General features: G+C 42.6%; 23 protein-coding genes. 3 read left to right on the plus strand and 20 right to left on the minus strand.

Going from position 1 to position 23396, the window contains the following annotated elements; genetic code table 11:
- Positions 1-25 precede the first annotated feature (25 nt).
- From AY605_RS14190 to rpe, 4 genes are all read right to left on the minus strand, one after another.
- Complete coding sequence (locus AY605_RS14190) at positions 26-688, minus strand: nuclease-related domain-containing protein (protein WP_064097024.1); 663 nt, start codon at positions 686-688, stop codon at positions 26-28.
- A gap of 34 nt (positions 689-722) precedes the next feature.
- Entirely contained in the window at positions 723-1205 is a 483-nt protein-coding gene (locus AY605_RS14195) for a methylated-DNA--[protein]-cysteine S-methyltransferase (protein ID WP_064097025.1), read from the minus strand.
- 73 nt (positions 1206-1278) lie between these two features.
- The gene (locus AY605_RS14200) at positions 1279-1596 is read right to left on the minus strand and encodes a DMT family transporter (protein ID WP_064097026.1); all 318 of its coding nucleotides are present in this window, start codon (positions 1594-1596) and stop codon (positions 1279-1281) included.
- 634 nt (positions 1597-2230) lie between these two features.
- Positions 2231-2917 carry a ribulose-phosphate 3-epimerase gene (rpe, locus tag AY605_RS14205; protein WP_064097027.1) on the minus strand — a complete coding sequence of 229 codons (687 nt, stop codon included), beginning with the start codon at positions 2915-2917 and terminating at the stop codon, positions 2231-2233.
- Positions 2918-3085: 168 nt separating this feature from the next.
- Between rpe and AY605_RS14210 the strand changes: the two genes are divergently transcribed.
- Positions 3086-3370, plus strand: a complete 285-nt coding sequence (locus tag AY605_RS14210) for a DUF2218 domain-containing protein (RefSeq protein WP_064097028.1) — start codon at positions 3086-3088, stop codon at positions 3368-3370.
- Between the two features lies 1 nt (position 3371).
- Here AY605_RS14210 and AY605_RS14215 read toward each other — a convergent pair whose 3' ends face one another.
- The 9 genes from AY605_RS14215 to AY605_RS14255 form a co-directional block, all read right to left on the minus strand.
- Complete coding sequence (locus AY605_RS14215) at positions 3372-4442, minus strand: M48 family metallopeptidase (RefSeq protein ID WP_081406387.1); 1071 nt, start codon at positions 4440-4442, stop codon at positions 3372-3374.
- A gap of 11 nt (positions 4443-4453) precedes the next feature.
- Complete coding sequence (locus tag AY605_RS14220; RefSeq protein WP_064097029.1) at positions 4454-5554, minus strand: YjgN family protein; 1101 nt, start codon at positions 5552-5554, stop codon at positions 4454-4456.
- A 120-nt stretch (positions 5555-5674) separates the two neighbouring features.
- Complete coding sequence (gene fghA / locus AY605_RS14225) at positions 5675-6511, minus strand: S-formylglutathione hydrolase (protein ID WP_064097030.1); 837 nt, start codon at positions 6509-6511, stop codon at positions 5675-5677.
- A gap of 43 nt (positions 6512-6554) precedes the next feature.
- Positions 6555-7937, minus strand: coding sequence for a C13 family peptidase (locus AY605_RS14230; protein WP_064097031.1), 1383 nt, complete (start codon positions 7935-7937; stop codon positions 6555-6557).
- Between the two features lie 120 nt (positions 7938-8057).
- Positions 8058-8879, minus strand: a complete 822-nt coding sequence (locus AY605_RS14235; RefSeq protein ID WP_064097032.1) for a class I SAM-dependent methyltransferase — start codon at positions 8877-8879, stop codon at positions 8058-8060.
- Positions 8873-9697 carry an undecaprenyl-diphosphate phosphatase gene (locus tag AY605_RS14240; RefSeq protein WP_064097033.1) on the minus strand — a complete coding sequence of 275 codons (825 nt, stop codon included), beginning with the start codon at positions 9695-9697 and terminating at the stop codon, positions 8873-8875. Before AY605_RS14240 ends, AY605_RS14235 begins: the two co-directional genes overlap by 7 nt.
- 16 nt (positions 9698-9713) lie before the next feature.
- Positions 9714-10379 (minus strand): tRNA (adenosine(37)-N6)-threonylcarbamoyltransferase complex dimerization subunit type 1 TsaB, encoded by a 666-nt coding sequence (tsaB, locus tag AY605_RS14245; protein ID WP_064097034.1) that lies wholly within the window; start codon positions 10377-10379, stop codon positions 9714-9716.
- A 142-nt stretch (positions 10380-10521) separates the two neighbouring features.
- Complete coding sequence (locus AY605_RS14250; RefSeq protein WP_171254987.1) at positions 10522-11049, minus strand: gamma carbonic anhydrase family protein; 528 nt, start codon at positions 11047-11049, stop codon at positions 10522-10524.
- Between the two features lie 17 nt (positions 11050-11066).
- Entirely contained in the window at positions 11067-11681 is a 615-nt protein-coding gene (locus tag AY605_RS14255; RefSeq protein ID WP_064097036.1) for an NUDIX hydrolase, read from the minus strand.
- Positions 11682-11804: 123 nt separating this feature from the next.
- Between AY605_RS14255 and AY605_RS14260 the strand changes: the two genes are divergently transcribed.
- Positions 11805-12353: an NUDIX hydrolase gene (locus AY605_RS14260; protein WP_171254988.1), complete on the plus strand. Its 549-nt coding sequence runs from the start codon at positions 11805-11807 to the stop codon at positions 12351-12353.
- Between the two features lie 56 nt (positions 12354-12409).
- Here the strand turns inward: AY605_RS14260 and AY605_RS14265 are convergent, their stop codons facing one another.
- The 6 genes from AY605_RS14265 to AY605_RS14290 form a co-directional block, all read right to left on the minus strand.
- Positions 12410-14338 carry a hypothetical protein gene (locus AY605_RS14265; protein ID WP_064097037.1) on the minus strand — a complete coding sequence of 643 codons (1929 nt, stop codon included), beginning with the start codon at positions 14336-14338 and terminating at the stop codon, positions 12410-12412.
- Positions 14339-14359: 21 nt separating this feature from the next.
- On the minus strand, positions 14360-15544 hold the full coding sequence (filE, locus tag AY605_RS14270; protein WP_064097038.1) for a putative pilus assembly protein FilE: 1185 nt from the start codon (positions 15542-15544) through the stop codon (positions 14360-14362).
- A 7-nt stretch (positions 15545-15551) separates the two neighbouring features.
- A complete protein-coding gene (locus AY605_RS14275; RefSeq protein ID WP_064097039.1) occupies positions 15552-17216 on the minus strand; it encodes an OmpP1/FadL family transporter in 1665 nt (554 codons plus the stop codon).
- Positions 17217-17228: 12 nt separating this feature from the next.
- The gene (locus AY605_RS14280) at positions 17229-18434 is read right to left on the minus strand and encodes a hypothetical protein (RefSeq protein ID WP_064097040.1); all 1206 of its coding nucleotides are present in this window, start codon (positions 18432-18434) and stop codon (positions 17229-17231) included.
- 37 nt (positions 18435-18471) lie between these two features.
- Positions 18472-19305: a C39 family peptidase gene (locus tag AY605_RS14285; RefSeq protein WP_064097041.1), complete on the minus strand. Its 834-nt coding sequence runs from the start codon at positions 19303-19305 to the stop codon at positions 18472-18474.
- 188 nt (positions 19306-19493) lie between these two features.
- A complete protein-coding gene (locus tag AY605_RS14290) occupies positions 19494-20438 on the minus strand; it encodes a DUF6160 family protein (RefSeq protein ID WP_064097042.1) in 945 nt (314 codons plus the stop codon).
- A 259-nt stretch (positions 20439-20697) separates the two neighbouring features.
- On the opposite strand from AY605_RS14290, the gene AY605_RS14295 reads away from it, so the two are divergent.
- Complete coding sequence (locus tag AY605_RS14295; RefSeq protein ID WP_064097043.1) at positions 20698-22029, plus strand: anthranilate synthase component I family protein; 1332 nt, start codon at positions 20698-20700, stop codon at positions 22027-22029.
- Between the two features lie 145 nt (positions 22030-22174).
- Here the strand turns inward: AY605_RS14295 and hisC are convergent, their stop codons facing one another.
- Positions 22175-23263: a histidinol-phosphate transaminase gene (hisC, locus tag AY605_RS14300; RefSeq protein ID WP_064097044.1), complete on the minus strand. Its 1089-nt coding sequence runs from the start codon at positions 23261-23263 to the stop codon at positions 22175-22177.
- Between the last annotated feature and the right edge of the window lie 133 nt (positions 23264-23396).

Here is a 23396-nt window from a genome sequence, read left to right on the forward strand (position 1 = left end):
GGCTTTTTTATGGGCTCATAAAAGCTTATGACTGCTTACGCTGCTTTAAGTTTTCTACGTGATCCCGATTGGTTTTCCAGGATTTTTCTAAAACTTCTTTTTCTAGCCGCAGTTGTATCCGTTTTAATTTCGTTTCCGAAATCATCTGCCGATCAAAACTTTTCACATAGTCAGTCCAGCCTGCCCCCCGAAACACATGATTTGGCATCGGCGTTTTAAACACGGCATCCGGCATAAATACAATCACAGAATGCAAAAGATCTGGTTCCACAATATCTGCCAGTAGCCGCTCCAATACTTTGATGTGCTTATAGTTCTGATGAATCGGATTCTGAAATTTATAACTGTGTTTATAGATTTTCTGGGTCCAGGTTTTTTGTCGCTCGTTTCCAAATATCCAGCCTTTATAGTTTTTGGTCTCAATCACGAATATTCCGTAAGGACTTAATAACAGATGATCGATCTGCGTGGTCGCGCCTGTCCCGTCTGGAAGAGTCAAATCATTGAGCAGAATATATTGAGGATCTTTTAAATACAGTTTGACATGGGCAGCAACCGCAAATTCTCCTAATTTCCCTTTTAAAAATGGCTTGAATAATTTAAAAATCATCACGCCAAAGAAAAGCAGAAGAATCCACCCTAAGCTGGACCAGAGTGGACTTAATAGCTGTATCGTAGAATGTTCCATATTCTAATTTTCATTTATTTTAAGTGTTTAAATATTAATGCGTTCGCTCAATATTTAACAGGATTTGTTTTTTATCCAAACCACCGGCAAATCCTACCAGCTTGCCACTGCGACCAATCACCCGATGACAGGGTGCAATAATCGAAATCGGGTTTTTGCCATTGGCTGCACCCACGGCGCGTACTGCTTTAATATTACCCACCTGTTCAGCAATATCGCGATAGCTTCGCGTTTGTCCGTAGGGAATATTCAGGAGCGCCTGCCAGACTTTTTTCTGAAAATCAGTACCGGCAAAGTCCAAAGGCAGGTCAAAAACATTGCGCTGACCGGCAAAATATTCCTGAAGCTGACGTCTGGTTTCAATCAATACCGGATGCTGCGGATCTTCAACCAAGGTCGCCAGTTTCACCCGATTCGGCTGTTCACAGTCCCAAAGCACGGCCACCAGTGCGGTTTCATTCGCGACCAGTCGTAACTGTCCTACCGGAGAATCCATATAGAGATAACTTAAGTTCATGATGGCGCCCTGTCCCAATCACTATAGTTCATTTTCTATATTAACCCAGTTCACCGAGATAGGCAGAAACAAATTATGAAGAGGATACTTTCATCAGGACCAGACCGGAAATGATGAGTACAGCAGCCAGCATACGCAAGGCGGTAGCAGGTTCACCCAGAACCCAAATACCGATGAGAAATGAACCCACTGCACCAATCCCGGTCCAGATCGTATAGGCTGCACCTAGCGGCAAAGTACGCATCGCATAAGCCAGCAAAGCGAAACTCAGTACCATGAAAACAATGGTAATGATACTGGGGGTTAAACGAGTAAATCCTTCGGACAGCTTCATCGAATAAGCCCAAACGATTTCAAAAATACCTGCAAGAATAAGTACAATCCAGGCCATGCAGCCCTCCTCCTTTTATATAAGAATCAGGCCGTCCTGACGATTTTTCCTGTAAATTTTGCACTGCAATCCACAAGGGAGGTCGTTCCTCCTCAATATCCAGATATAGAAATTTTATTAATTCGCGTGCTAACAATGTGGTCATTGTTACAAAACATGACTTTTAGAGATACAAATTAACTTTGTCTTACTCAAGTCCTCACGACATTCTTATCTGCTCTGGTTATGGTAGAGACTAAAAATAGCAAGTTAGTATAGTTCCATACTCGGGCAGTTGAATTAATAACAATTACATGCGATTCCACTCGGAATGTTAAGTTATACACATTAATTAAATTCAAACATTTTAGGGATAAATTACATGATTAAACATAAACTCGTGAGAGATTGATCATTTTTTACTTGGTTGAATTATTAACTATTGATTAACAAATAACTACTAAACACAAGGGTTATATGTAATAAAAAGAACCCTATTTGAGTTCTTTTTATACAAATATTGTCTAAATCGCAATCAACCACGGTACAAATGATTACATTTTATGCAACATATCCATATGGTTATCAACATAGATATCTACACACTTATCCATAAAGTTATCCACATATTTATGCGCATCTGATGTTTTAGCGATTAGAGTTGAATCTGTCCTACTCTGGCTAACTCTGCACGCATTTCATCAATCACAGCTTTATAATCTGGCTTGCCAAAAATAGCTGAACCCGCCACAAACATATCGGCACCCGCTTCAGCAATTTCACGAATATTACTCGGTGTAACACCACCATCGACTTCCAGACGAATATCACGACCTGAAGCATCGATCAGTTGACGTGCCTGACGCAATTTATCCAAAGTCATTGGAATAAATTTCTGTCCACCAAAGCCCGGGTTTACACTCATGAGCAGGATTTGATCGACTTTATCCAGTACATAGTCCAGATAATGCAGTGGCGTTGCCGGATTAAATACCAAGCCCGCTTTGGCACCACCCGACTTGATCAACTGTAAAGAACGGTCAATATGATCAGAAGCTTCCGGATGGAAAGTAATGATGTCGGCACCCGCTTCGAGAAAATCCCCGATCATGCGATCTACCGGCTTAACCATCAAATGCACATCAATAGGTGCTTCGATGCCATATTTTTTCAAAGCCTTACACACGCCAGCACCAAAAGTCAGATTCGGCACGTAATGGTTATCCATAACATCAAAATGGACAACGTCTGCACCTGCTTCCAACACGTTCTCGACTTCTTCACCTAGACGGGCAAAGTCAGCAGACAAAATAGAAGGGGCAATTAAATAAGGCTTGGACATGGAGAACCTGGCTTGTTGAAATTGGATTTTTCCCATTATATCAAATCCGCTCCGGCTACTGTGACTTCGATGTTGCAAGAATAAAACGCTATGTAACGCTTTGCGGCTTATGATTCCACCCATGACTGGTTTAAAGTACAGGGGAATGATTACAAGTGTATAAGATCAATGAAGAAAAGTACTGCCCATATCCAGACACAACAAGCCTCACGCGTTGCCAAACGCCTGGCCAATCACTGGAAACATAAATTCAATATTGATGAAACTGAATCGGCTTTTCTGATTCATTTTCCAAGTGCGGAAGTGAACCTGGCGCCAGAGGCCGAGCATCTTACCGTAACGATTCAAAGTAACGATGACGCTACTGATCTGAATAAACTTGAAAATGTTGTGCTGGATCATCTGATCCGTATGGGCCAAGAACCACTGGAAGCAAATTGGCAACGTGATTAACTCAATCATGGCTGACTGCTTGCTTAGACATTTTTGCATCAAAGGCATGAATACGCTCGATGCGTTCCTGTTCTTCGGGATGTGTATTCAGCCATTTTTCAAGTTCAATCTGAATTACCAGCTCCTCTTTCTTCGGCTGTGATAAACGCAGGTTTTCCACCCGTTGTAAGAAATTGGATAAATAAATACTGGAAATGCCGCGTCCGTATAAATGTTTCATGGCATAGTCGTCTGCATCATATTCCAGATGTTTTGAATAATCGGCATCACTTAACTTCACTGCAGCTGCAGTGAGCATACTGCTGCCATCCTGGAAAATCATTTCCCATGCCATCGCGACACTGGATGCCGCAATCAGCTTTTGCATGGCATGCTGGCGTACAATATGACCTTGTTCATGCGCCAGTACTGCAAGTACCTCTTCTTCCATTTCTGCGATCGCCACCAATTCATCCGTAACTAAAATAGTATTGTTCGGAATCGCCAAGGCATTGGCGCCCAGCTCTTTACCTTTACGAAAAATCAGTTTAGCAGGCGCATGCGGATTTTCAGCAATTTCCTGTTGAAAACGCTGACGTATGCGACTTTGATAATCAGCACTTAAAGCAGACACTTCCGTTCTTTTCACCAAATTTTGTTCAGTAACATCACCAATGCGCTGTACCGTATTGTCTGGTACCCAAGCTGCAACTTGTTTGGCGCCCCACGGAATCACCCATTTCACCACACTAAAGATCATGACCAAAGCCAATACTAGCAAGGTGAGCAACTGCGCAGGCGAGCGCTCCAATTGCCATATCGCTTCATAAATAGCTTTTTGTGGTTTGGCAAACCAATATGGTACACGGCTAATAAACTCAATACGTGCATCATTCGGAAGTTCTACAATCGCAGGTCGACGGCCCACAGCACCAATAAAAGCCATCATTTTATAAGGAATCTCTACATCCCGGTTTTCGTCATCGATATAACTTAATTGAATGAGGTGCTGATCAAGGGGGCGGATTAAAGCGGGATGTGCTATTGCAGAGCTACCATCATAATAAAGCACTTCAACAGGTCTTTTTTGCATGATGATTTCCCCTACAATGATGCATCAAAATCAAACATAGAACTGAATTCAGCTGCCAGGGAATTAGGGTCAGGCTGCAACATATTTTGTAATTTGTTAGGGTCATCCAAGACAAAGAGTTCCAACATACTGGTTTTATATTGATAAAAACGGATGTCGGCCCATGCGGATAACAGGCCCAAACTGATAATTTTTAATACCCAGTTTGACAAAACAATCCATGCATAACGCCATGGATTGGCACGTGTTTTAAAAAAATTCTCCCCTAGAAACAGATTGTTCCATGTGGTGATATAGATCCGTGCCAACATGATCGGTAAGATAAAAATCAGGCCAATGACCCACAGCAATAATAAAATCACAATCAACAAGTCATATTCTGAGTTTGACGATTGACTTGCATCGATCAGGGCCACCATCGCAAAGCTAAAAGCCAGCATCAACAGTAAAGGTCGATAGACAGCCGACATATAGTTTTTGTGGGTGGCGTTCAAGCGAAATTTAAATTGTCCCAATTGTAAATGATCGAAGCAATAATGCTTATAGAGCCAAATTAAACGAGGTAGCAAAATAAATAAACTTAAGAGAGTCTTGATTACCTCGACACTCAATAAGCGATATAAATATTTGTTTTCACCATAGAAATAAAAACGTGTATTGCCAAATTTGGTGTTGCGACTTCTAAATTTAAGCGTCAGGCGAAACAACCACGGTACCGCCATATACAACATGCCCAAGCCCAGAGTAGTCAACAACACCGAGTAGTTCGACACCACCAAGAACACTATATAAATTTCCAGGGCTAAAAGCCGGCCAAGAAAAATCTTGCTGGGTAAACCGGTAAAATCAAAGCGACGCTGCAAAAATTCGGTATTGCCATAAAAATAACGCTGACGACGCGATTTCGCCCAAGGTGAATACAAGGTCAAGGTCAATACTGTCAATAAAATATTACTCAACCAAATACCAAAATATTCCGAGGTACTACCATGAAACTTGAATTCATATCGCTGATATTTCGGTCTGACCGAAGGCGTGGCTTCAGTCGAAAAACTTGAAGCAGCTGGAAATAATGGCTCACTGACACGAATACCGCCTGCTGTCTGCTGCATGACGACCCCAATTTTTTATACTTTTATACAACTGATATTAAAAGAAAAACCCCCAGAATGTAAAAACATTTTGGAGGTTTTTTAATCTTTTTAGCGCTATTACATCTTTGCAATACCGATTTAAGGATTTAACTGCACGGCATGGAATTGCAAATGATCATCTACAAAACTTTGAATAAAGTAATACCCATGATCATAGCCCTGATGTTCACGCAAAGTTAAGGGCTGGTTCACGGTATCACAAGCCTGCTGAAACAAGGCTGGATTGAGCTGACTATAGAACTGGTCTGAGAACCCCTGATCAATCAGGATATCATTGAACAATGCGCCTTTCTCCTGAACCAAAGCGGTCGCATCATGCTTGAGCCATTCTTCACGGTTTTCACCCAGATAATTCGAAAACGCCTTGTCGCCCCACGGGCACTGGCTTGGCGCACAAATGGGTGCAAAGGCTGAAACAGATTTGAATTTTTCCGGATATTTAAATGCCAGGGTCAAGGCACCATGCCCACCCATAGAGTGGCCAAAGATGCCGATTCTACCGGAATGGATCACGAATTCCTCAGTGACCAGTGCATAGAGCTCATCCACAATGAAGCTTTCCATCTGGTAATGTTCAGCCCACGGCTCCTGGGTGGCATTGATATAGAAACCCGCACCCTGACCAATATCCCAGTTGTCACCTTCTGCCACGCCTTCACCACGTGGTGAGGTATCCGGTGTGATTAAAATTAACCCCAATTGTGATGCCAGGCGCTGGGCATGTGCCTTGATGGCAAAGGTTTCTTCAGTACAGGTCAAACCTGCCAGATAGAATAATGCCGGACAGCTATGACCTTCCAAGGCTTGAGGCGGCAGATAAATTCCAAATTTAGTCGGGGTTTTAAGATAGCGCGAATCAAAACGATAAATCCGCTGTTCACCTTCAAAGCTTCTATTGTTCTGTATAAGTTCCATGGCTATTCCTTATTATTGCAGCTGATCTATTGAGGATATTGGGCTAGGGAGACTGTATCGTGGTGCTGTTCTGGGGAAATAAACGCTGCTCCAGTTGAGGCAACATCAATTCCATATTCTTGCCAATCACCCATTGCGGTTCTGAAGGTTCGAAGCCCTGGACTGCCTCCCATTTAGCTACCGTGGTTTTAGCCTGTTCAAAAGAAGCTTTTAGACTATTATTTTCACGCATGGCTTCATCAAATAATGCCCGGCCAAAATAGGTATAATCCGCTTCATTGGAACAGCCAAAAGACTGGCGGTCAGCTGCTGAGGCAGTGATAATCAGGGTATTATCATTCTGCAAGGCAGAAGCAAAACTGCCCGAGAAACAGGCTGAAATCACAATCACCCGCCAGCGGATTCCAGATGCATCCAAGGTATCACGCAACCATTTTGGATCGACTTGGGCCAGATCCAGTGGAGCATTTTCCATTTCGAACACATTTGGCAAACCGTGAGAAGTCATATATAAAAACAGCACATCACTTTCACGGTTCATCTGCTGCCCCATACGGCGCAATGCCAGTTCCATACTGGTTCTGGAAGCAATCGGTACGGTGGTACGTGTCGCCGGATGATTAACTAGGGCAATGGATCGGCCAAAAGTACCAAAACGGGTATCAAACTGTTCTTTAATCCGCTCGACTTCAGAATAGAATACATCCTGATAGCTGGCTCCAGCCACCCCCATGAAATACCAGTGCGACTGTGCAAATTCACCATATTCAATGCTTTCCAGCGCTTTGTTCAGCAGAACTGGCTGGGCATAGAATGCATCTTCAGCAAAACTTGGTGGAATTTCTTCAACTTTCCAGATGGGCTGATCTTTGACTGAAATCTGCCAGACCACCAGGGTAAACAAGGTCGCCAGCATGATCAGCGCACGTTCCCACCACGGCCATTTTAATTCACGCGAGATGACCCAGACCACTGCCAGACTTTGCCAGACAAACAGCATGACAAAGAGCGTTGGAATATAGTCATAGAGGATATATGGCAGGTAATCCAGATCACCCAGATACTGGATCAGGCACTGGAACAGCATGATATGGGTATCTAACACCAGCCATAATAGGGCCGGTACCAGCATCAGGCGTGGATTATTGACCCGTTGCGAAAGAAAAATACCAACAATCAGGGCAATAAAAGGCCATAGCGCATAACTGATCAGGCCTTGAGAGTTAAAATCTCCCATACGGCCTGAACTGAGCCAGCTAAATAAACTGTTGGCACAACCTCCCAAAATACCCCAGAACACCAGTTGCATGATGGATGGTCGAACCAGCTGTAAAGAACGCCGAGATCCCAAAAATAACCACATCCCGGCAGTTTGGTTGCTTTTAAAATCGTGCCAAAAATTAATGGAGGGTTTAAAGTCGATCATAGGATGTCAAGGAGATAAGTGGTTCGCCAATGTGCTGAATAAGTTTATGCTTGATAAGCATTTAATCAATGTTAATTTTAAATATATAACAAATCTTTGCTTAATAAAGAAGCCATTCTCCTATTCAGCTACAAGTTCATGCTGAAAATACGCATCAAAGCGACAAGCATCACCTTGCCATTGATGATTAGGTTCTTTTCCGGCCAGAAATACCGCCAGACGCGGACGCTTGACCACGACACGCCTGCCAATTTTTTGTGCCAGTTCCAGAAGATTATCGCCCAGATCCATTTCACCATCTTCAGGCAATAACATATGTAACAGCTGCATCTGTTTTTTGACCTGTGCCTGCTTTTTGACTGCCTGCTGGTTTTGGTCACGCTGAGGGAACATCGGGTCAAGATAAACCACATCAACAATCTGCTGCTGCTCGGCCTGCTGTTTTAAATAATCGGCTGAATCTGAAAATACCAAATGAATCCGGGATACGACCTGACTCAGGAACGCATCCGACTGGGCACGTGTATGGCTATCTTCCAGCAAGGTGAATAAAATCGGATGCCGTTCAACCAGGGTGACTTTCGCGCCTAAATGTGCCATCAACAGACTGTCATGTCCCAAACCTGCAGTAGCATCAATCAGGCTCGGCTTCTCAGCTAAATTACAAGCGCGTGCAATCATTTCCGATTTTAAAGAAGCCCGTTTTAACCGTCCGGTTTCCGCTCGCCAGTCTGGTTGCATTTTCATACCATTGGCACATAACCAGAGTCCGTCAGCATCAACACAAAGGGCCAGTTCAGGATTTAAGCGGAAAAAACGTGCATTGAGTTTTTCCACGTGTTCAATCTCGACCACTACCCCACGAGCAGAAAGCACAGCCTTGAAGTGCTGTGCTTTCTCTTGATAGTCAGATTCGGCATATAAGCGAATCGTGCTTACCATAATTTCCAACCTGTATAGGCAAATAATAAAATCAGCAGACCTGAAACAATACGGTACCAGGCAAAGATCATAAAGTCGCGCTTGGCCACATATGCTACCAGCGCACGGATGAGTAACAATGCCGAAACGAAAGAAACCAGAAGCCCGACCGCAATTACGGTCCAGTCTTCAGTGGTATTTAGAACATCATAGCTTTGATAAAGATCGAGCAGGCCAGCACCAATAATCACCGGAATACCCAGAAAAAATGAGAATTCAGTTGCGGCCTTGCGTGAAACGCCCAGGAACATCGCACCGATAATGGTCGCACCAGAACGAGACGTCCCTGGAATCAAGGACAAGACCTGAATCAGACCAATCCAGCACGCATCTTTAATGCTGAGCTCTTCAACTTCATGGACACGCACTGGAGGTGGATTCTTTTCAATCCAGATAATAATCAGACCACCAATAATCAGTCCCATGGCGATGGCAATATCATTGAACAGAAACTGCTTGACCGTTTGGCCAAAAGTCAGACCAATCAATACAATCGGGATAGATGCCAGAATCAGGCCTATACCTAGACGGCGACCTTGTGGCTCACCACTGACAATCCCGGTCGCTGCTCCCCAAAGACGTGCCCAGTATTCATAAATAACGGCAGCAATTGCCCCCATCTGGATTGCGATGACAAATACATCACTCTTTTCCTTGGTCCAGAAATTCATTAATTCTGATGCCAAAATCAAATGGCCGGTACTGGAAATAGGCAAAAACTCGGTAATGCCTTCGACAACACCCATGAGAGCCGCTTTGAGTAGCAGTAAAAGATCCATGCTTTATCCTAGTTAATTATGCTTTACCTTGTTCTGGAATTTTTTTCCATGCGTTATCACGTAAATATACCGGTAATGCCAATTCTGCACTGACCCAGTTTTCGGTTTGTGCTGCTACACGTGCAATACTGGCAATATCCTGTGCGGTCGCGTGCACATTTTTATAAATTGACGTTTCACTTTGTACCAGTTCAGCTCCTGAACCGACCGGAGTATACTTTACTGCCTGACGACCCTCAGCATAATTTAACAGTTGCTCATCATCGACCGGCTGCATAATTCCTTGGGTATCCAGTTGATAGCTCGCGATATAGACTTCGCTCATGCGAGCATCCAACACGGCAGACACTTCAGTCAACCCGTGTAAGCGGTAGGCGGCTTGAGCCAAAGCCTGCAAAGTCGACACCGGAATCACTGGCAAATCATTGGACCAGGCCAGAGCCTGAGTTACAGCAGCATTAATCCGCACACCACTGAATGAACCCGGACCACGACTAAAGGCAATCGCGGTCAAGTCAGCAATGTCCAGTCCAAGATCTCGCAGACCTTGTTCAATCATTGGAAGAATCGTTTGCGTTTGTGCCCTGGCGCGCGCATCAAGCTGAAAAAATAATTCTTGTGTATCATCGATTACAGAAACGGAACACTGCTCATTGGCAGTCTCCAATGCCAGCACTTTCATGCACAACCTTAAGTCAGAGAATATAAAAACGCGGATATGATACTCCACTCATATCCGCTGCGCGAGATTTTCCCGAAACAGATACAAAAATGCCTAGAAAATCTAGGCTTATAATTCAGACTATAGAATAAAGAAAAGTACCCTAAAGTTGCACTTCTTCCAAGTCCTGAAAGTTTTGAAAATGCTCGGCATAATGCATGGCACTCATTTTCAGTTTTTGAATACTGTCATCATCCAGCGTTTTTACCACTTTACCGGGTGAGCCCATCACCACAGAATTGTCTGAAATCACCTTACCTTCAGGAATCAGAGCATTGGCACCAATAATACAATTCTTGCCAATCACGGCATGGTTCAGAATAACTGCCTGAATTCCGATCAGGCTATTATCACCAATGGTACAGCCATGCAGCATGGCCTGATGGCCGATTGTCACATAATCACCAATGTGCATCTCAATGCCTGCATCCGTATGCAACACTGCATTTTCCTGCACATTGCTAAAGTCACCCAATTTAATTTTACTGTTATCTGCACGTACTACAGCCCCAAACCAGACACTGACTTGGCGACCAAGTTCAACTTGCCCAATCACGGTTGCCGTTGGTGCCACCCAGCCATCCCAAGGCTGATGTGTAGCAGTAGGGGTATATTCCTTAAATTTATACAACATTGATAAAATCCTGTTCAATGGTTAAAAAAGTTTGGAGATTTAAAGGCCGGCGAATTCAGCAAAAATGGCCAGTCTTTCTTATAATCCAGTCCATACTGGAACAGAGAAATCAGCATACGTGCGGTCAACCCCCAGACCACTTCATTTTCTACCCGCATACTCGGAAAATATAAAGATTGCTGGGCAAAACGGACTTCATAGGGCGTGGGCGTCACTTCAAGCAAATGCTGCAATGAAGCAAAGAAAATCCGGTCAATTTCTGTTGGCTGTGGAATCAGCTGCACTTTCGGAGGAATCAATCCCACAATCGGCTTGACCAGCATACCATTTCGGGCTTTTTGCATGGGCAAATCACCCATTAAATGCACATCAAAGGGGTTCAATGCCGTTTCTTCATAGGCCTCTCTTAAAGCCACTACAATATTACTGGTATCTTGCGGATCACGCTTCCCCCCGGGAAATGAGACTTCTCCAGCATGATTATTCAAATAAGCTGAACGGCGTGTCAGCAATACTTTGGGGTCAGCTTCATCTGTAATTGCAATCAACACGGCAGCATGCGCAGATCGGATACGCTTGGAAAAACGTAATCTCTGCCGCAACCTTTGTGTCAATTCACATCCATCCATTCTTTCAGCCCTAGCAATGATCATAATTTCATCATAGCTGATTTTTGTCAGGACGGGAGAGAAATGATGTCAAATTTAGGTTTTTCAGTTATCCTGAGCTTACTTTTATCATTGATGATGAATATGAACTTCTGTGTGAATTGTGGACATAAAACCACAGCTAAAATTCCTTTGGGCGATCAGCAGATTCGCAGCGTGTGTGATTCATGCGGCTCTATTCATTATATTAATCCGAAAGTCATTTGTGGTGCTTTGGTCCTGTTCGAAAACAAGGTGCTGCTGTGCCGTCGTGCCATTGAACCACGTTACGGCTTATGGACGTTACCTGCCGGCTATATGGAACTGTTTGAAACCATGGAGCAAGGCGCGGCACGGGAAACCCGTGAAGAAGCTGAAGCTGAAATAGACATCGAACAGCTGTACTGCATGTATAACATTCCGCGTATTGGTCAGATTTATGTGCTGTTTAAAGCCAATCTGATTGATGGAAAATTTGGTGCGGGTGAAGAAACCATCGAAAGCCGTCTGTTCAATGAAGCTGATATTCCCTGGACTGAACTTGCCTTCCCGAGTGTAGAACATACCCTCAGACATTACTTTGAAGACCGGAAAAATAATACTTTCCCAATGCATCTGGAAACCTTAGGCACACGTCTAGACCATACCGGCTAAATTCAGCATGCATAAAAAATCCCACACTAAGATGGGATTTTTTATTTTTAAAAATATTATTTGGCTTTGACTTGATAACAATCTGCCAGCTTAAACTCGACAGACCCGCCATTTAGTTTGGCCAGTTGAGTATCTGCAGGCGTTAAATCCTTATTATTGTTATTATAAACTTTCTGAAAACTGGCATAGGTATTGGCCCACTGCACTTCTTCACCTACCGAATTCAGGAAAGTGACACGTCCAGTCTGGCCAACATTGCTATTCAATACATTAGACAAATTAAGCAATGCACCACCGATCACAATCGAATCCTTTGGATCCGTTGAGGACTGGATACGCGAGTCAAGCCCGACCAATGCACCATTTAAGTTGCCAAACTTTTCATTGGCCAGAATCAGGCGCATTGATACCGCTTTATCGGCAACAAATGCACGACCTAAAGTGCCAAGTCGGTATTGCTGTACACCATTGATTAACAGGTTACTGCCTAATACATCTCCTTGGCAACCTGCTACCGGGTCAGTTGCCAAATTGCTGGCAGATTGCATATTGGTACGTACATCCCCATTACTGTCAATCACAATTCCCAAGGTAATTGGATTCACTGTGCTCTCGGTAAATTTAAACTCCAGATTGGCATACATTGGGAAAATATAACTCTGCCCAGGTTCTACGTTCTCCGCTGTTCTAAAGATCTGACGATCCAGATAACTAATCGGGAAAATCTTGTAGAGGTCAAAGCTTCCAGCATAATTCTCATTATCAGCCGCTAAGCGCCATAAACCCAAGTTGGCTTGATCAGAGGCATCTAGTACCGTTTTGTCAGTTACTTTTTTATAAAAAGCTTCCTTACCTGCGATCACATAATCATTCAATAATTTGCCTTGGTACAGTTCAAGCGGATTACTAGAATTCGCCACATTCAGGCGATAAGGTGTAGTGATGGTTTTTCTGGTTGGGTGAATCCAGGAACTTTGTGGATCTGCAGTCATCTGTACCGGCTTCACCTTACGGATAAGCTGAGCATTAATGCCCCCCAAGGAAGATAAATTTTCTGTCGCCATTTTTAACTGTGTATCACGCCATTGAAGGCCACTACCAAAGGTATAGCCTTGGCGATCGGTAATCAGCATAAAATGGCCAAATAAATATTTGGTATTTTTATTTTTAATATCACATGGACTTAGGTTACAACCCACCAGTCCATCTGAACCCGACAGATTAGTACCAATTACACCTGAAGTTGAGAACAATGAAAACTCTGGCTGATACACGGCTGCATTGGCAATCGTTACCAGTTTTTTAACTGTGGCAAAAGCCACCTCATCAGTAATCTGGCTGACATCCACAAAATCTTTAATTTTCTTTTCAAAATCAGTATCAGTCAGGCTGATATTTCCGCTGGTTTTTGCCAGGTCTTTGCGCATCTCTTCGGTAATATATAAAGGCTGTACATCCGATGGATTTACAATACGCCCTTCTTGTAGCGCCAAAGCTTGTAAAATTTTAACCAGACGCATAGCCACCTGAACGGTAGGGTCTGTAGTGACTAAATCACCTACTCGGCGTCCGGTAATCCCACTTGCAATATCAATTACACTTAAACGCGGCAACTGGGTCTGGGCATTAAAAATGGCATAGTCACTCAGTTTAATTTGCCCTAAATTGATCTTGTTTGAAGCAAAACTTTGAATATAAAATTCAATATTATCTATCTTGGTACAGGTTCCGGAAGCTACACCATTTTTACTATCAAATAATGTGATAAATGTATTTTCTGTATCACTACTACAGTTAAAGTTCAGACCATCGAGTGGATATTCCAGCCCCCATTCCACACAGTTGGTGGTACCGGGAGTACACGTACCATTGGTTGTGGCTTCATCATTTTTTTCTGGAATAACATTGGCACTTTCCCCCCCGCAACCAGCGAGTGTGGCCAAAAGTGCAGTTACAGCAAATGGGTATAATAATTTATTTTTCATTTTTCTATACTCGAATAGTCCTTATCGAATAGCGACTAATTTTAGTTGTCCATGATTTGTCAGCATCTTGTCTTCGACATCTATAGCTGAGGCTAAAGGTGTCAATAATACGTATTCAGTTTTTGCAGGTATCTGCAGGATCCCTTCAATATGTTCATGTTGAATAATATTCGCCGGCCCTTCCTGATTTTTAAAACCGCCAGCGCCTTCCAGCACACAGCCACGATTGTCTAAAAATACAACAAAAGGCCAATAATAAGTTGGATTTTTTTGGCTAGAAGCATAAGAGTTAATCTGAATATTTTTAATATCAGATTGAAGTTTCACCACTTCAAAATCAAATTCTTCTGCTTTAAGGGGCACACGAGGCCACAGATTGATCGCTTTTTTAAGGCTGATTTCTTTAGCATTTTTAATTTTTTTATCGTTAAAACACTGTTTTCCTAAGCTATCGATAGTTTCAGGCTGTGATATACGATAATAACTTTGTGCCAGTACCACAGGACCGGAATCTACCTCTGGCGTTTGAAACAGGGCTTTTAACAGGGATTGCCCGACCCCTTTTTCACGCTCAATCGTCTGGATCCGGGTAGCTCCCACATTTTTGTCTACCACACCTTCAGGCATGCTATAGAAACGTTTTTTACCATCCACATTGAATTCTTTATTTTCCAGATATTCACTATCCACATATTCAATGCCTTCTATCTGGCTAAATCCGGGTTTTTGCATAGTTGCTGCAGAAGATTTAAGGCCAGTATTAGCAATTTGAGGAACTTGAGCTTGTGATTCAGACTTCAATCGCGTTTTAGACTGCGTCCGTTGTGGGGCAATAACTGGTTGTACTGGTTGTACTGGTTGTACTGGTTGTACTGGTTGTACTGGTTGTACTGGTTGTACTGGTTGTACTGGTTGTACAACCATATTATGGTCCTGCCTAGACTTCACGTGTCTATTTTCAGTGACTGGTATTTTTTCCAAGTTTTGCTGCACTGAGAAGGATTGGACTGCTACCACAGTTCTTGTTTTTTTAGAGGATGGATATTTTTCTTCAGTTTTTTTCTCTGCAGGGTTACCAGGTACAACTAATGGTCGCCCATCCGGACCAATAATCGTAATAAATTCTTTAGCACCTGTAGTGAAAGATAAGGGTACCAGATTTAATACCAGTACCGCTGCCCATCCAACTTTCCCTGTCTTGATCATGTCTTTGTTACCAACGCGTGCGATAGTTCAAACCTAAAATGGTAATTTTGGTATCTGTTTTGATGTTTAAACCTGCATATGGGTTTAATAGCAAATTATTTACCCCGGTCTGGTTAGCTAAACTACTGGTATTTGCTGGAATCTGATCCTTACTGCGTAAGAAACCAATCGATAGATCTAGATCAGTGTCTGCATCAAAACGATAACCTACCCCCAGGCCAAACAACTGTGCACCATTAATAGGTACCATAGTATTGCGCTTATCTTTTGGAATTGCACTGGTTCGTGGCTCATAGCCTGCGCGAAGCTTTAGACGATCTGTTGCCGAATACTCCATCCCTATACCGAAGTTCCATGGTGACTTAAACCCCATAGGTAAAGCCAGACTAGAATCGGTCACATTTCCAGACAAGATTTTGGCGATCTTTAAAGCGGAAAGCGTACGATCAAACTCGAATTTAAACTTATCCCAAACCTTATAATCCGTCCAGCCGACATCAAAATTCACCTGTAAATCAGGCATTACCTTATAGGTGATCCCTGCCTGGAAATGGGCTGGATATTCGAAATCCATCGACACCAAACCAGACTCACTGGAAGGAATATAATTTGGAAATCCCAGAATTGCAGCCAGAATCTGTCCGGTAGGCGAGGTCATTAAACCTTTAATCATTTCTTGCGGTGCTTTGGCATTATCAATATGGAATTTACCTTTTAGACGCATTTTTGCAGCGCTTTGATAAACCATACCAAAACTAAAGTCTTCGCGCGGTTCCCATAATATACCCAAGTTATAGCTGGGGCTTAAATTTTGCTCGAGCGACAACTGCATTTGGCCAAATTTGCCAAATGGATTCATGCCTTCGTCAGCATTACAAATTCCGAGTAAAAGAATGTCAGTAATGATGTCGGAATTTTCTTTAAACGGCGTACAGACAACCTCATCGATCATTCTTAGCATGCCGATCAGTTCATTTGGAAAACGCAAGTCTGTTTTCATCGCAATAGCCTGATACGACATCCCGACAGATGCACCAATCGACAGCTGGTCGTTAACCTCATAACCGACAGATGGAGACAGATAAGTAATCCGCTCCAAGGCAACCTGCTGACCCATGAAGTTTGCAGGACTTCCATCTTCCTGACCAAACCCGGCCATTAACGGTGCATAAATTGCGGTCGCATAGGTTGCTTTAGAACCAGGTGGATTGTAGGCAGCCCCCATGGTCGGCGCAACCAAAGGAAGGCCTTCACCCAAATCGACCATTTTTTTAAGATAAGGCACAAAAAGACTGACGTATTCTACATCACCACTGACCTTGCCTTTAAAATCAGTACATATATCAGATGAAACTTCAGGTCCATCATGACAAACCATGGGGTCATCAGAATAGCCAAATACGTTATATCCAGCCGGCACTGAAAACTCACGCTGGATATCAAAATTAGCGACAATAATCTGCTGTTCTGTTTGCAGGCCCTGAATCTTAGTCAGGCCTGCCGGGTTAAAGTGAATGGCATTGACCCCTGGAGGATCTGCAGTTACAGCATTCCCCATAGATAATGCGCGCAGATCCACCGAAAGGTTGGCCCCTAGTTGCGCAAAAGTATAACTTGAACAGCCCGCAAGAATGATTCCTGTTAATAACGGGCTAAGTCGAATGGTTTTCATACGACACCCCTATTAACTGATTTTTTTACCAAAACCTAAAATATCAAGCGGGAATGACAATCCCAACGAAACATCCGGCGCATCTTCAGTCAGCCCTAGGCCGACAGTACCATTTACAATTGTTTCTGGAGAAACCCTGACCCCTAATGAAATCGCAAAAGTAGCACTGGTCTGATCTGCAGCAGAATAACTTTCACCCGTGTTATAGCTAAACTCAGCTCCCGTATTGAAGCTTTGTTGATAGGACATGGTCATCGAAACATCATAGTTAAATGAGTAGGCGAAACCGAATGCAAAACCCCCACTAATTCCGGGATCAAATTCTTCAATAATACGATAACCACGACGTTGGTTCAGACCGGATTCTTTAAACCCATAGTTGGCAGAAATTGATGCAAACAGTACGACCGGATCAATGTATTTACGCGTACTGGCCCCTAGCCCCGCAGAATAATATCCTTTACCGATACCGAGATCCGTGGCTGCATTAATTTCGTAGGGGCTTTCACCCGTTTTGGTAGATAAATTTGCAAATAAAATCAGAGGAAGACGGCCTGCTTTTAACGGAAAAGGCTCCCAACGCGCGCCCATGCTAATATCACCCAACCCGGCAGTAGAGGTATCTTTTAAGAGGTCGGTCTTGGCCACCAAAGGTAGGGATGCAGTTAATGTCAGATTATCTTTCACCCCATATTGGAAAGTGAAAGTATTGGTCAGAGTATGTGTCGCATTTTCTTGCACCCGCAGTTGATATAATTGTCCCTGAGCCATTTCTAGGTCAAGTTGGGTATCTCGATAGTAGGTATAGTCAATATCGTAATAAGAGGAAATATCACCTTTTTTAATCAGTGAATATTGACGTTCATTTGACGTAAATACTTCTTCAAGATTGGCTGCCTGAGTAGCATCGCCCTCTTGTTGCTGTAAAGCCTGAGATGCATCTGTGACCTGTTTAGGTTGAGCTTCTACAGGTACTGTAGTTTTAATAGTAGTATCTTCAACTACTTCATATCCCCCTAATTCCACATCTTCTGCAACCTGTGTTTCGGCTTGCTCAGTTTGAGGCTGTACTGCTGCTGCAGTTTCAACTACAACTTCCTCATCAACCGTTTCGTATTCACCTAGTGCTGGTTCTTCTGCAGCAAATGCAACGCCCATTACCATTTGAATGCTCAGTGCCAAGAACGTCTTGTTCATCCATTTACTGTTCATATCCATTTCACCATTTTAATTTTTATTACTGTTTTTCTTTACTTTATTTATTCTTGTAATACAGTCTCAGGAAATTATATTGATACTCCCCAAACTTTTCTGACTCTGTATTACGATTACGGTCCATACGGATCGTAGAAGCTTTATCAGCAATTTTATCCATATAAAACTGTGGATATTGCATGTCGACCAAGGCATAGCGGTTAATTGTCGCATCCTCTACATGGCGCATATCTGATTCTTTTAATGCCAGAAATTTTTTGCGATATTGCTCAGGGACATTGATCAGGAACAAGGTGTTATTTTCCCAAATATCCTGAAAACGTCGCTCATCAAAACTGATATTGCCAAGTGCTGGATCTGCAACATAAACCCGGCCATTTTTATAGCCCTTATACACCACAAAATGCTTAAATCCCGCATAGGAAATCGGAACAATGGCAGGCTGATCTTGATTGACTAAATCCTTGAATTCTCCTCGATAGCCTCCGCTTTCCAACCCTAAGGCTGAAACAAAGCGCTTCATATCAAGTAGAGAAAAACTACGGCGTTCAACAATTTTATCCGTTTCACCGAATTTCATCAGCCCACTCATGACTTGCTGCTCATCCAGCTGCGTACCGACATAACCGTTGAGTAAGGTAGTAAGTGCTGCTGAACCACAACTATAGTCATAAGCCTGACGTACAATACCCTGGAATTGATCCAGCAGTGCCGGCTTTATTTCTACTGTTTCGCGGTGCATGCGCTTAAAAGAATCATTTCTTGAATCAAGGACTTCAGTATAGTGAACAGCGCCCGGTGGCTGTTTTTTGATATCTAGAGCTTCTTTGGCAGCGTAATACATCAATGCCGAGCCCAACGCGATCTCTAACATAATTATTAACTTTTCTTATGATTGGCATAATATGCCTATTTTTCTTTTTATAGAGTATTCACTCTACTTCCCTGTAACTAGAAAGATACCTTCTTTTTCAAAAAAATACAGCATTTTTTTTATTTTTTGGATAAATGATTCAGTCATAAAAAAAGCGCGTGTAAACACGCGCTTTTTTTAAATGAAGATTAGTGACCAGCAATCGTAATAATCGCACCTGGGGCGTATTGACCTAGCGCAGGGCTGAAATAAGTTTGTAAACCTTGGATTTCCATATCGCCGATTGATGCAGCAGTACGGCTACCTAAATGAATACCTTTCACATAATTATCATGTGCACCGCTCGTGCTAACAATACGGATATAGCCTTTAGATGCCGCTTCCTCACCAAATACGCTAATAGACTGATTTAACGCAAGATCTCTAGAGTTTGCATCTGTTAGTTTGATACTTTCAATGAAGATTTCACCTGCAGCACGAGTGTCAGTTTTCGTTGAGTTATCCAAGATGCCTAGGTCTTTAATTTCCAGACCACCGATCATATTTGCATTTAATTTAATCATTGCGCCTTGAGGTGCTGCACCTAATTGAATGTTTGCAGACATTGGACCTGTTTTAATTGATAAACCAGATAAAATTGCATTTGTCGTACCTTGACCACCACGACGAATAGACGTTGCATCTGCAGCTGGTTCATCACCAGATGCCACAACACCAATTTGACCAATATGAATATCTAAACCAGATACTGCTGCTGCAATATTAATGAATGGATTCCCACCACCAGCATCAGAGTCAATTTTCAAGTCAGCGAGGTTACGTGTAGGCAATAAATATGCACCATTATTGTCATAGTTAGCACCAACTACTACACCGTGAGCAGCTGTTGCACCTTTACCATTTGCTTCAATAACAATCGCACCTGCTGCACCTGTACCACCAGCTCCAGAATAACCATCATTATCATGAATATAGAGTTTTTCAATTTCAATTTTTGAAATACCGATACCAATCGAGATACCTTCCTGACCCGTTGTTTCGCTTAGAGATGCCTCATCCATTGCCTGCATCGCCATCGCATTGGCACTAAATGCAACTGAAGTCGCTAGAACTAATTTTGTGAATTTCTTCATTGTTTACTCTCCCAAGAGTACTATTTTTTTTGATTGTGAATTACTCAGTGTTGAGGCTGTATTTTTTATTTTCTGACAGCTTAAACATCTTTCCTTGAGTAATTTGCTAGCCCACTTAAATTAACGTCGAGTCAGTTTTTGATCAACTGTCGTTGGTCGCAATCTGTCGCTTACCGATAAACGGTATTTCATGATTTAAAAATATTTTCCCGTCTTCTTGATATAAAATAGTAAGTCATCCCGAACTCCCCATAACTGAATGACCGAAGCTCTCTATCATCGTCCCTTAAACTTTGAATCGCCGCTAGTTGCAGATCTATTATCTGCATTGAAGACATTGGATCATCTGGTGTATTTAAATAATAATGGTCAGCCTTTCATTGCCTGTTGTGCTCAGGAATATTTTATTGCCCAGACCTCAGAAACCCAGTGTTTTAAAAGAACAGAGATTGAACAATATCAAGCTGTTCTATCCGAATTCAATCTAGAAATTGATGGATCAAAAACCCCTCAAAAGCATGGATTTTCTGGAGGCTATGTCGGCTTTATTGGCTATGATTACGCAGCTCAGCAATATATCCATTATCCAGACCGCCCCCAACCCGGTTTATTCATTGGTCAGTTCTCGTCCTATATTAAGCCAAGTTCTGAAGGCTGGATGTTCTATAGTCACGACTCGCAGGCCGAGAAAATTTTCAATCATATCCAAGGCTTGCTTGAACGAGATTTAAGTTATCCAACATTTCAGTTAAAAAGCCCTTGTACTGCACGCTGGACAAAATCTGTTTACACTCAGGCTTTTCAGGAGATTCAGGATTATATTGTTGCAGGTGACTGTTATCAGATTAACTTGACTCAAGAATTTTCAGGTCGTGCCCAAGGCTCCCTCTTAGCGACTGCCCAAGCGTTCTGGTCACTTACCGAAGCACCCTATGCGGGTTATTTGCGCATTGGTGATTTTGAATTACTTAGCTGCTCACCCGAGTTATTTATTGATTTTAAAGCAGATCGAAAAATCATTACCAAGCCGATTAAAGGCACCATGCCACGCTATAGCGACCCTGTGCTAGACGAGCAATCTAAACAAATCTTAAAAGCATCGGAAAAAGATCAGGCAGAAAATGTCATGATTGTGGATTTATTACGTAATGATTTAAGTGTTTATGCGGAAACAGGTACTGTCAAAACACCCAAGCTGTTTAATATTGAAAGCTTCAATCAAGTGCATCATATGGTGAGTGAAGTTGAGGCAACTCTAAAGGAAAATGTGAACCCTTTTGAAGTTTTAATGTCTGCACTGCCCGGCGGTTCAATTACGGGTGCACCTAAAATTCGTGCCATGCAAATTATTGAAGAACTCGAAGGTGCACCGCGTGGGGCTTATTGTGGCTCAATGGGGTATTTTAATTTTGATGGTACAGGCTCCTGGAATATTCTGATTCGCTCTATTCAGAAGTATCAGGAGGAAGTGTCTTTATGGGCTGGTGGTGGCATTACCATTGCATCTGACAGTGATGCAGAATATCAGGAATGTTTTGATAAAGTTGAAGCCATGCTGAATTTACTCAATACCTGGTATGAGCCTGAATAAATGAAAAAAGCGATTCAATTGAATCGCTTTTTTATTTTGAATCCACTCTCACCTTCTTCACCAAAGGAGGGAATCCTCTAATTCAGTAAAATCAGGAAAGTCCTTCTTTTCTAAAGATGAGAAACACCGCTTCGCAAGGGAGAGATTAAACTAAAATCTCGTTTTTTAATGTATCTAACAAACGCTGATTCTGTTCATCCGTACCAATGGTGATACGCAGGAACTGATTTATCCGTGGTTTATTAAAATAACGCACGATGATGCCACGTTCACGCAACTCACTTGCAAGTTCGCCTGCATCCTTAGATGGCAATGAGGCAAAAATAAAGTTTGCCGCTGAAGGTAAGACTTTAAAACCGAGTTCACTCAGTTGAGCAACTAGCATTTCGCGACTCGCAATTACTTTAGCATTTTGCGTTTCAAAGTATGCTTGATCCTCAAAAGAAGCCACCGCAGCAGCAATTGCAAAACGATCCATCGGATAGGAGTTGAAGCTGTTTTTTACCGCTTCAAGTGCAGCAATTAAATGTGGTTGCGCGATTGCAAAACCGACCCGTAAACCTGCTAGTGAACGGGACTTAGAGGTCGTTTGACACACAACCAGGTTGTCATACCTCTGTACCAGACTTACTGCCGATTCGGCACCAAAATCCACATAAGCTTCATCAATCACCACAACCGAATTTGGATTGGCTTGAAGAATTTCTTCAATTGCAGACAAACCTAAATCAATACTGGTCGGGGCATTCGGGTTAGTGATAATAATGCCGCCATTAGCTTGCTTATAATCGTCCACCACAATTTCAAAGTCGTCATTGAGTGGCAAGACTTTGGTTTTGACACCAAAGAATTGACTATAAACCGGATAGAAACTGTAGGTAATATCTGGATATAAAAGCGGTAATTCTTGAATGAAAAAGGCTTTAAAAATATGCGCTAAAACCTCGTCCGAGCCATTTCCAACAAAGACATTTTCAACAGCAACTTTTTGCTGTTTAGCGATCGCCTGTTTTAGTTCAGATGCATCAGGATCAGGATATAAACGCAATGCATCTGCTGAATTTTCCAGTATTTTTTGCACCGCTTCCACGACTTTAGGGGAAGGCGGATAAGGGTTTTCATTGGTGTTCAGTTTTAACAGGTTCTGGATTTTTGGTTGCTCACCCGGCACATAGGGCTCGAGTTCACGAACCTCGGGACTCCAAAAACGCATTTGTTCTGCTGTGATCTTCATTTTTAAATTCTCTAAACTTCCTCTCTTTCCAGGAGAGGGTTAGGGAGAGGTCTCTTGATCACCCTTCTCCTAACTTCTCCCTGAGCCATATATGACGCAAAAGAGGAAATATTCATTTCTTTATTGATTTCTG

It is taken from the genome of Acinetobacter sp. SFD (assembly GCF_001647575.1).
Lineage (GTDB): Bacteria > Pseudomonadota > Gammaproteobacteria > Pseudomonadales > Moraxellaceae > Acinetobacter > Acinetobacter pecorum.